The following is a 10,405-nucleotide window of genomic DNA, read 5'->3' as shown; positions in this document are numbered from 1 at the left end:
CCCCTGTGCGGGGCGGCAGTTACTTTTCTTTGCCGCGGCAAAGAAAAGTAACCAAAAGAAAGCCGCTCACACCGCCAGTGTGACGCCGTCCACCACTTGCCCATTAGCGGAGTGGTGACTGGTCTTGCTCGCATCACGCGCGCACTAACGGAGTGGTGACGCCCGCACATCCGGGGCCGCTACGCGCCCCGTGGGGCATAACCACAAACCCGCGCAAGCACGGTGGGTTTCCCTTGCATACCCAACCGCTGCGCGCGAAGCGAGCAGCGGGATGAATGAGTCCTTTGTCACTTCGTCTTATGGCGAGAGGTGTGATCAATGCCCAGTCACCACTCCGCTACTGGGCAAGTGGTGGACGGCGTCACACTGGCGGTTTGAGCGGCTTTCTTTGCCTACTTTCTTTGCCGCCGCAAAGAAAGTAGGTGCCGCCCCGCACAGGGGCGACGCTAATAGACCGACACGACCACAAGGAAACGCGAAATCAAGCATTACTTCCCGCAGCGACAAGATAATTCCTCCGTATCTTCGCAACATCCACATGCAGAACATCGCGCAAATACCGCTGCATACCGCCATATCGCGTATCAATTACCTCCATCGCCGCACCAATATAATCAGCATCGACATCCAGCAACGGCTGCGCGACATCACCTACCACCCCAATCTTCCGCAACTGCTCCAGCGCCCGCGCGTTATACCCCGCGTTGACCCGATTAGATTCCAGATAATTCGCGATGACAGTAGCGCGATCGACGCCCAACGCGGAAAGCAGCAGCACGGTAGCAAAGCCAGTACGATCCTTCCCAGCCGTACAGTGATAAAGCAAAGTCTGATCGTCCTCTGCAAGCTTCAGGAATCGCGCAAATTGCGGCTGATAATCCACAGGAAACTGTCGATAAAGCCCCACCATGAAATCATGCATCTGCGCAGGCGTAGAGTGCTTTAGCATAGGCACGATAGCCGCTGGCGATAGGTCACCCGCCAGAACCGGATCAGCCCTCCACGGAAATCGCTCACCAAACACCGCTTCAGCTGGCGTCTTTTCACTTGCAGCACGAAAATCCACCACAGCATCGAGATGCAGCGCCTCAAGCTGTGCAAAATCGGCAGGCGTGCCAAGCGCAGGATTACCACTGCGATAAAGCCTGTGCGGCGCGACGATCATCCCACCGGCGCCAACAAGGCCACCCAGATCCCGCAGATTCTGAACGTGCTGCATGGCAATAACGTGGTCAGCGTCCGAAGAACGCCCAGCCTCCTGCGCGTGAGCGCTACCTCCAGCAAGTCCAACAAATATCGACACACTAATCACCCTCAACGCAAACAAAGTTCGTTTCATCGATTCGATAATCAAAAAGAAAAGACAAAAACGCGCGCCATCCTGCGACAGCGCGCGTGCGATTGAATAGACGATAAATCAGGCCAGAAATCAGGCCGCAGCGCTCAAGCCGCGCTCGCGCGCGAGCGTCATCGCCGTATCCTCGATCATGTCTTCCTGGCCGCCCACCAGCCGCTGGCGGCCCATTTCGACAAGAATGTCGCGCGCCGGAACTCCGTATTTCGCTTGCGCGCGTTTGGCAAACAGCAGGAACGACGAATAGACACCCGCGTATCCGAGCGTCAAGGCATCGCGGTCGATGCGGATTGGCGCGTCCATGATCGGCAGTACGAGGTCTTCTGCCACGTCGGAAATCGCGAACACATCCACGCCCGTTTCGATCCCCATGCGTTGGCACACGGCCACGAACACTTCCATCGGCGTGTTGCCCGCGCCAGCGCCCAGTCCCGCAGCGGCAGCGTCGATCCGGTTTGCGCCCGCCGCAATCGCTGCGAGCGAGTTGGCAATGCCCATCGCCAGATTGTGGTGGCCGTGAAAGCCCAATTCCGTCTCCGGACGCAATGCTTCGCGAACCGGCACGAGACGCGCGCTTACGTCGTCGGGCAGCATATAGCCCGCCGAATCGGTGATGTAGATGCAGTTCGCTCCGTACGATTCCATCAGTTTCGCCTGCTCCACGAGCAGGGCAGGCGGGGCCATGTGCGCCATCATCAGGAAGCCCACGGTATCCATGCCCAGTTCGCGCGCAAGGCCTATGTGCTGGCCGGAAACATCGGCTTCGGTGCAATGCGTCGCCACGCGGATCGTATTCACGCCCAGGCCGTGCGCCATGCGCAGATGATCGACGGTACCGATGCCAGGCAGCAGCAGCGCCGAAACCTTCGCCTGTTTCAGTTCGCCGATTACGGCTTCCAGGTAGGCTTCGTCGCTATGCGCGGGAAAGCCGTAGTTCACCGAAGCGCCACCCAGGCCGTCGCCGTGCGTGACTTCGATAAGCGGCACGCCCGCGGCGTCGAGTCCGCGCGCGATGCCGCGCATCTGTTCGAGCGAGATCTGGTGGCGCTTGGGGTGCATGCCGTCGCGCAGCGTCATGTCGTGCACGGTGATGCGCCGGCCGGCGAGCGGGTGCGCAGTGATGTTTTCCATCGTGATTCCCTCAATGTGCGTTTTTAGACTGCGGCCAGCATCTGTTCGGCGAACACTTCGCCTGTGCGCGCGGCAGCGGCCGTCATGATGTCGAGATTGCCCGCGTAGCGCGGCAGATAATCGCCCAGGCCCGCGACTTCCATAAATACGGACACGCGCTTGCCGTCGAACACCGGGCCGTTCTTGAGCGTGTAGCCCGGCACGTAGCGCTGCACTTCTTCGACCATCTTTTGTACCGATGCGGTGATGGCTTCGACGTCCGGTTCGTCGACGGTCAGGCAATGGATCGTGTCGCGCATGATGAGCGGCGGTTCGGCGGGGTTGATGACGATGATCGCCTTGCCGCGCTGCGCGCCGCCCACGCTTTCAATCGCGCGCGAGGTCGTGCGCGTGAATTCGTCGATGTTCTTGCGCGTGCCCGGGCCGACCGAGCGCGACGAGACGGTCGCGACGATTTCGCCATACGCGACCGGTTGCACGCGTGCGACCGCATGCACGATGGGGATCGTCGCCTGGCCGCCGCAGGTGACCATGTTGACGTTGAGCGTGTCGGCCAGATGTTCGCCCAGGTTCACGGGCGGCACGCAGAACGGGCCGATCGCGGCGGGCGTGAGGTCGATCACGCGCACGCCGCGCGCCGTGAGTTTGTCGGAGTGCTCGCGGTGCACGTAGGCCGAGGTGGCGTCAAAGGCGATACGGATGCCGTCCGCTTCGAGATGGGGCAGCAGGCCGTCGATGCCTTCGGAGGTGGTCTTGAGGCCCAGCGCCTGGGCGCGCGCGAGTCCTTCCGAGGACGGATCGACGCCGACCATCCAGACGGGGTCCAGCACGGCGCTGCGGCGCAGCTTGTAGAGCAGATCGGTGCCGATATTGCCGGGACCGATCAGCGCGCATGGAATCTTGCTCATGGGGATGTCCTTGTTGAGACGATACTCAAATCATCTGGATAACTGATTAAATGCAGAGAAATCAGACGAAACTCACTTCGCAGCCGCCAATGCCTTCGATACGCATCGACAGGCGGTCGCCCGCCGTGACGGGTATCAGCGCGGCGAGTGCGCCCGACAGCACGACTTCGCCCGCGAGCAGCGGCATGCCCAGTTCGCCGAGCGTATTGGCGAGCCACGCCACGGCGTCGGCGGGGTGGCCCAGTGCGGCGGCGCCTATGCCTTCGCCCGCGTTCACGCCGTTTTTCTCGATGCGCATGCGGCACGCCGCCAGATCGACAGCATGCGGGGCGACGCGCTCGGGGCCGAGCACGTAGACGCCACTCGAGGCGTTGTCGGCCACGGTGTCGCCGATGCGGATGGCCCAGTCGCGGATGCGCGAATCGACGATCTCGAAGCACGCGCCCACGGCTTCGGTCGCCTCCAGCACTTCGGTACGATCGACGCCGGGGCCGCGCAGGTCGCGGCGCAGATAGAAGGCGATTTCGCCTTCGGCGCGCGGCTGGATCAGCGTATCGGCGCGAATGGCTGCGCCGCTTTCGTGATGCATGCCGGAGAGCAGCATGCCGAAGTCGGGCTGGCGCACGTCGAGCATGTCCTGCACGGCCTGGCTTGTCACGCCGATCTTCTTGCCCACCACGGCTTCGCCTGCCGCCACGCGGCGCGCGATGTAGTGCTGCTGGATGCGGTAGGCGTCGGCGAGCGGCAGCGCGGCAAGGCGCGCGGTGAGCGGCGAGATAGGCGCGCGCTCGCGCCAGGCGGCGTAAAGCGCGTCGCCCAGCGCGGCGAGTTGGGCTGAAGTCATGGCAAAGGAACCGGATGAATGAGGAACGCGCCCGCTCGCGCAATCGCAGGCGGGCGCAGAAAGGGCAGCGGGCCTTAGACGCCGTCGCCGCGAATCGCGTCGGGCGAGTAGTACGCCTCGTTGGTCTGCGTGGTGGGCGTGAGGATCGGCATCGGCTCCTGATTGGTCAGGCGGTCCGCGTAGTACGCGCCCGAGATCAGGTCGTGATAGAACACCGAGGTCGAATAGAACGTCTTCGCGTCGAACGCATAGAGCGTGGGCGCGAAATTGGTGCGCCAGAGCGTGCCGCGTGCGTCGTAGTTGTCGGCGGCCACAGCATTCCAGGTGTCTTCGTCGAGATAGAGCACGCGCTTGGCGTACTGATGGCGATAGCCCGGCTTGAGCGTCGCTTCGAGCACCCAGACGCGATGCAGTTCGAAGCGCATCGTCTGCATGTCCTCGTGGCCCTTGGTGAGTAGCGCGGTGTATTTGATCGACGGGTCCATCATGCGGTAGTTGTCGTACGGCACGTAGATTTCACGCTTGCCGGCGATCTTCCAGTCGTACCGTTCGCCCGAACCGTTGAAGAGGCGGTCGTCGTCCACGGTGCGAAAGCCGCCCGGGCCTTCGGGCTGGTCGAAGCCAAATTCCGGCGACTGGCGCACGCGGCGCGTGCCGGGGTTGTACGACCAGGTACGGCGCGTATCCGAGCCTTCCTGATCCCACATTTCGTAGCCCGTAATAATCGTGCCTCGATCGGAGAGCGGCAGCACCGTGGTCTGGCGGAAGAAACTGCGGCCGTTGAGCTTGTTATCGGCCTGGAAGGGCACGGTCGCACGCGGGCCGTAAATCGAATACTGCACCTTGCCCCATGCGATATTGCCGTCCGGGTACACCACCGCCTGGTCATAGGTGGCGTTCTCGGATTCGATCATCGAGGCAAACCGCAGATCCCACATCGCCTCCACACCGGTCTTCGGCACCGGGAACGGCGTGACGGGCGGGAAGTCCTTCAGGCCGTTCTGGTCCTTCGTCATCACCGTGTTGGGCGCGTAGGCGTGGATCGCCTTGTAGACGGCGTCCGGATACGCGAAGTCGCGATGGCTCGGATACACCGTGATCTTGAAGGTATCCGGGTACTTCTTGAAGAGCGCCTTTTCGCCGTCGGTCAGACGCGCTGCGTATTGCTGCACGTTTTGAGCCGTGATCGTGAAGAGCGGCTTGTCGCTCGCGTAGGGATCGGGATAACGCTCACCCGCTTTGTAATTGACGCCAGCCGGTGCGCCTACGTATTTGCCGGTCCACGCGGGGATGCTGCCGTCCGCGTTGCCGGCGCGCTCCGCGCCCATGGGCGTGAGCGTGCTGTCGAGTTTCGCGAGATCGGCGGCGCTTGTCTTCGCGAACGAGCCCGCGGCGAGCGCGACGCCTGCCGCGAGCGCGCAGACTTGCATGGCGTGATGAAAGGTTCTGCTCATGACCATTCCTCTTGCAGTGAAAATTGAGCGGTATTCAGAAGGAGTACGTAGCGGTAGCGAGTACGTAATCGCGATCCGCGAGCGGACGCAGCGACGGGTTTGGCGTGCCCAGGAACTTCGCATAGACGAGCGAGAGCTTCAGATTCGACAGGCGCGTGAAATCGACGCCAACCGTCACGCGATGGTCGCCCACACCGGTGAGCGAGCCGAGCGCGCCCGAAAGTGCCGACGTGCCGGTGAAATCATCGGAGTAGGTGAGCGGCACATCCATGTCCCAGCCGTTGAACACGTTCTTGTAGCTGAGCGTCCAGGCCACTTCATACGCTGCCGCGTTGCGCGTGTTGGCGAGCGTGGACGAGCCGTTGACCGGCGTGACGTTGCCGGTGTGCACATAAGAGACTTCCGCGACCAGCGTTTGCGAGGCGGCGAGGAAGGTCGGTCCGATCGAATAGATCGCCGAGAGATTCGATTGCCACACATCGCCGCGCGTGGCGGTGGCGCCGGTGGGCGCATTCACGAGCACGGCTGCGCCTTGACGATATGAGGTTTCGCCCGCGAAGTTCACGCCTGCGGCTTCGGTCGAAAAGCTCAGCCCGGTGAGCTTGATGTGATCGAAATACTTTTGTTGATATTGGAGAGTCGGGTAGTAGCTAAAAACGACACTCGGATTCATGTCGTTGTAATGCAGGTAATACGCGCCGATCTCCGTATCGCCAAACACGCGCCAGCGCGCGCCGATACCCCATTGATCGTTGTTGTTCGGCTTGATGTCGGCGCCGCGCGGAATCAGCGTGCCGCCCGGCCCGATCAGGAATTGCGCTCCCGGCCCCGTAATATCCGAATAGCTGAAATAGCTGCCCGGTGCAGTGAGATCGTTGTGCTCGAAGGCAAATTGCCAATAGCCGAGCACGCTGAAGTTATTCGCAAGCTGCCATTGCGCCGAAATCTGCGGTACTGGCAGCAGGATGTCTTTGACTTCGGCGCCGGCCACATAGGATTTGCTGGCGTCGGCAGGGCCCTGCGCACCGGCGATATTCGGGAAGAACACGCTTTCGCCCCAAGCCACCACCTGGTCGCCCACCTTCACGTTGAGGTTGGTTTTGCCGATGTGAAAGGTGTTGTACGCGTAGGCCGCAAGCAATTGCGGGCGTGCGCCGGCCCAATAGCTGGTGTCGCCGGTGAACTGGTTGTAGACGCCCGAATGATTGACGGTGTCGGGCGCGTTGTTGTAGTTCGGGCGGTGATAGACCTGATCGTAGAAGGCATCGGCCCGCACGAAAACGCCCCAGTCGTCGTGCTTGAGGTTGACTTCGCCCAGGATATTGGCCTGGTTCTGCATCAGCTTGCCGGACTTGAAGTTGCGGTCGCCGTCGTCGCCGTTGATGTTGGCCGGGGCCAGCAGATTGCCGCTGGGCGCACGCGTGCGCATGCCCAGTCCATAGCCGACCGTGAAGTTGTAGTCGAGCGTGGTGTCCGCGCCGAACGCGATCGTGTCGCCCGCCCAGGCCGGAGCCGCGGCGCTGACGCACGCCGCCGCAAGGGCAAGCCGGCAGGCGGCGGTGATCGGTCGTAAAGCACGCGGTGTGTCGATTCTCATTGCGTCTCCTCTGAGGCTCCGTTGTGGTTTTGTTGTGGCGCTGCGGTGTGATGACGTCGGGTGTTCAGAGGTTAGGGGGCACGCGTGGAGCGAGAATCGTCAAAACGGACTACCTGGTTCCCCTCAGTGTTTGCGCGTCGATGTCGTGATCGATCTGTGCTTATGCACGCTCGAAGACCTTCCCCGACGAAGTCGCGGCGAGAAATGCCGGCACTTCGCCGCCGCCTTCGAGCACGAGATTCGATCCCGCTGCATATGACGCGTAAGGCGAAGCCAGAAAGAGACACGCATGCGCGACATCGTCGGGCGTGGCAAGACGCCCGGCGGGCACGGTAGCAGCAGCGGCTTTCACGCCTTCTTCGCTGATGTGATCCGCCGTGGCCGCTTCCGTTTGCACAAGGCTCGGGCTGACGGCGGCGACGCGCACCTTGGGCGCCCATTCCACGGCGAGCGAGCGCACGGCGCTGAGCACGCCGGCCTTCGCCGCGCCATAGGCGGCTGTGCCGGGCGAGGGCCGCAGACCGCTCACGCTGCCCACGAACAGCAGCACGCCGCCTTCGTCCTGGCGCTGCATCACGGCGTTGGCGCGCTGCGCGAGCCAGAGCGGCGCGATCAGGTTCAGGCGGATCACGGACTCCGTGAAGCGCGGCGAGGCTTGTGCCGCGAGTGCGAAGGGTGCGCCGCCCGCGTTGCTCACGACCACGTCCAGGCGCCCGGTTTCGGCTTTGATGCGGGCAATGAGTGCATCGATAGCGTCGATGTCGCGCACGTCGGCGGCGACGGAACGTATTGGCGCCAACGCTTGCACATCATCAGGCGCGGCGTTGGGAATGCTTCGTCCGCATACGTATACCGTTGCGCCCGCGAGGCGGAACGCCTGTGCGATGGCCGCGCCGATACCGCGCGTGCCGCCCGTCACCAGCACGGTCTTGCCGCTGAAATCGAAGGCTGTCATGGCCTGTCTCCGTAGTTAGAAAGATCGAGGCCGATGGTAGAGAAAAGCCCGGGTGGCTTCTTAGTCTGAAAAGACGATGCGGCGCATGCTCGCGCCCTTGATCATCGTTGGCAGGGCGGTTTCGCCACGCCAAGGAACAAAAAGATCAGGAGACAAGCGCGCATGACAGCAACCCAGAACAGTGCATTGCCGGATAGCGCCATCGGCGCTTTCACTGATGCCCCCGGCGGCCTGAAACTGCATCATTTCGAAGCCGGCAGCGGCGCGCCGGTCGTGTTCATTCACGGCAGCGGGCCGGGCGCGAGTGGCATCAGCAATTTTCGCCATAACTATCCGCAGTTCGCGGCGGCCGGTTACCGCGTTATCGTGGTGGATCTGCCCGGCTACGGCGCATCGTCGAAACCGGCGGATGTTCAATACACGCTCGATTACTTCGTGGCCGCGCTGCGCGCGCAGTTGAGCGCGCTGGGCGTGGGCCGCGCCACGCTGCTCGGCAATTCGTTGGGCGGAGCGATTGCGCTGAAATACGCGCTCGATTACCCCGACGACGTGGCGGCGCTCATCATGATGGCGCCAGGCGGCGTGGAGGAGCGCGAGACTTACTTCCGCATGGAAGGCATCCAGAAGATGGTGTCGCTGTTCACCAATCGTCAGATGAACCGGCAGACGATGCGATATCTGCTGGAACTGCTGGTGCACGACCGGTCACTGGTAACCGACGCGCTGGTGGAAGAGCGCCTGAAAGTGTGCGAGACGCAGCCGCCCGAAGTGCTGGCGACCATGCGCGTGCCGAACCTTACGGATCGGCTGGTGGAATTGCGTTGCCCGGTGCTGGGTTTCTGGGGCACCAATGACCGCTTCAATCCGGTGAGCGGCGCGATGCAATTTCTTGAACACTGCGAGGACGCGCGATTCGTGCTGATGAATCGCTGCGGGCATTGGGTGATGGTGGAACATCGCGACTATTTCAATCGTGAGTGCCTTGATTTTCTGGCTGGCTTGCAAGCTGGCGAAGGCACGAATCACGACGAGAAGCACAACGACAAGGAGACAGCATGAGCAACCTGCAGGCACTTACGCAACAACTCTTCGATCTGAGCGGCAAGGTCGCTGCGATTACGGGCGCGGCGCGCGGGATTGGCGCACAGACGGCGCGCACTCTGGCATCGGCGGGCGCTGCCGTGGCGGTGCTGGATGTGTCGCCGCAAGGCGAGGAACTGGCGGCGGAGATTGTCGCGGCCGGTGGCAAGGCTTATTTCTGGAAGCTCGATGTGACTCAGGAGGCTGAGGTGCAGCGTGTTTTCGGCGAGATCGTTGCGCGGTTTGGTGGGCTTGATGTGCTGGTGAATAACGCCGGTATCGAAGGCGCGAATTTGCCGACGCATCAGATGTCGCTCGAGCAGTGGCGGCAGGTGATGGATGTGAATGTCACGGGTGTGTTTCTTTGCACCAAGTATGCGATTCCGGCTATGCAGCAGGCCGGTGGCGGGTCGGTCGTTAATGTGTCGTCGATGTATGGGATCGTGGGTGGGCCGGATGTGCCGGCCTATCATGCGTCGAAGGGCGCGGTGCGCTTGATGGCTAAAACCGATGCCATGCTTTATGCCGCGCAGAATATTCGGGCTAATTCCGTCCATCCTGGGTTTATTCGTACGCCGTTGCTGGAGGAGGCGTTTCAGAAACTCGGCGATCCTGAGGCGATCTTCGGGCAGATGAAGCAGATGGTGCCTCTGGGCAAGATTGGCGATCCGCAGGATATTGCGGCTGGGATTCTTTTTCTGGTTTCGTCGGCGGGGAGGTATGTTACTGGGGCTGAATTGGTGATTGATGGGGGGTATACGGCGCGCTAACTGCGCTGGTTTTGCGGTGGGGTTGGCATTTCCTTGTTGTCGTGTCGGTCTATTAGTGTTGCCCCTGTGCGGGGCGGCACCTACTTTCTTTGCGACGGCAAAGAAAGTAGGCAAAGAAAGCCGCTCACACCGCCAGTGTGACGCCGTCCACCACTAACCTTTGAGCGGAGTGGTGACTGGGCATTGATCACACCTCTCGCCATAAGACGAAGTGACAAAGGACTCATTCATCCCGCTGCTCGCTTCGCGCGCAGCGGTTGGGTCTGCAAGGGGAACCCCCCGCGCTTTGCGAGGGTTCGCGGTTATGCCCCA

At 62.0% G+C, this 10,405-nt stretch carries 9 protein-coding genes; 2 read left to right on the top strand and 7 right to left on the bottom strand.

Features of this window, described 5'->3' with window-relative positions:
* Positions 1-481: 481 nt before the first annotated feature.
* The 7 genes from VG320_RS10510 to VG320_RS10480 all read right to left on the bottom strand — a co-directional run bounded on the left by VG320_RS10510 (position 482) and on the right by VG320_RS10480 (position 8,243).
* Positions 482-1,339, bottom strand: a complete 858-nt coding sequence (locus tag VG320_RS10510; RefSeq protein ID WP_327200047.1) for a tyrosine-protein phosphatase — start codon at positions 1,337-1,339, stop codon at positions 482-484.
* A 90-nt stretch (positions 1,340-1,429) separates the two neighbouring features.
* Positions 1,430-2,485, bottom strand: coding sequence for a 4-hydroxy-2-oxovalerate aldolase (dmpG, locus tag VG320_RS10505; RefSeq protein ID WP_327200046.1), 1,056 nt, complete (start codon positions 2,483-2,485; stop codon positions 1,430-1,432).
* 23 nt (positions 2,486-2,508) lie between these two features.
* Complete coding sequence (locus VG320_RS10500) at positions 2,509-3,393, bottom strand: acetaldehyde dehydrogenase (acetylating) (protein WP_327200045.1); 885 nt, start codon at positions 3,391-3,393, stop codon at positions 2,509-2,511.
* Positions 3,394-3,454: 61 nt separating this feature from the next.
* Complete coding sequence (locus VG320_RS10495) at positions 3,455-4,237, bottom strand: fumarylacetoacetate hydrolase family protein (protein WP_327200044.1); 783 nt, start codon at positions 4,235-4,237, stop codon at positions 3,455-3,457.
* A gap of 74 nt (positions 4,238-4,311) precedes the next feature.
* A complete protein-coding gene (locus tag VG320_RS10490) occupies positions 4,312-5,691 on the bottom strand; it encodes a DUF1329 domain-containing protein (protein WP_327200042.1) in 1,380 nt (459 codons plus the stop codon).
* A 34-nt stretch (positions 5,692-5,725) separates the two neighbouring features.
* Positions 5,726-7,288, bottom strand: a complete 1,563-nt coding sequence (locus VG320_RS10485) for a DUF1302 domain-containing protein (RefSeq protein ID WP_327200041.1) — start codon at positions 7,286-7,288, stop codon at positions 5,726-5,728.
* Between the two features lie 160 nt (positions 7,289-7,448).
* Complete coding sequence (locus VG320_RS10480) at positions 7,449-8,243, bottom strand: SDR family oxidoreductase (protein WP_327200040.1); 795 nt, start codon at positions 8,241-8,243, stop codon at positions 7,449-7,451.
* 162 nt (positions 8,244-8,405) lie between these two features.
* Between VG320_RS10480 and VG320_RS10475 the strand changes: the two genes are divergently transcribed.
* On the top strand, positions 8,406-9,302 hold the full coding sequence (locus tag VG320_RS10475; RefSeq protein WP_327200039.1) for an alpha/beta fold hydrolase: 897 nt from the start codon (positions 8,406-8,408) through the stop codon (positions 9,300-9,302).
* Positions 9,299-10,093, top strand: a complete 795-nt coding sequence (locus VG320_RS10470; protein ID WP_327200038.1) for an SDR family NAD(P)-dependent oxidoreductase — start codon at positions 9,299-9,301, stop codon at positions 10,091-10,093. Before VG320_RS10475 ends, VG320_RS10470 begins: the two co-directional genes overlap by 4 nt.
* The last annotated feature ends 312 nt before the right edge of the window (positions 10,094-10,405 follow it).

The sequence above is a fragment of the Paraburkholderia sp. genome, assembly GCF_035948235.1.
GTDB lineage: Bacteria > Pseudomonadota > Gammaproteobacteria > Burkholderiales > Burkholderiaceae > Paraburkholderia.
This window is presented reverse-complemented; position numbering and strand designations above follow the sequence as displayed.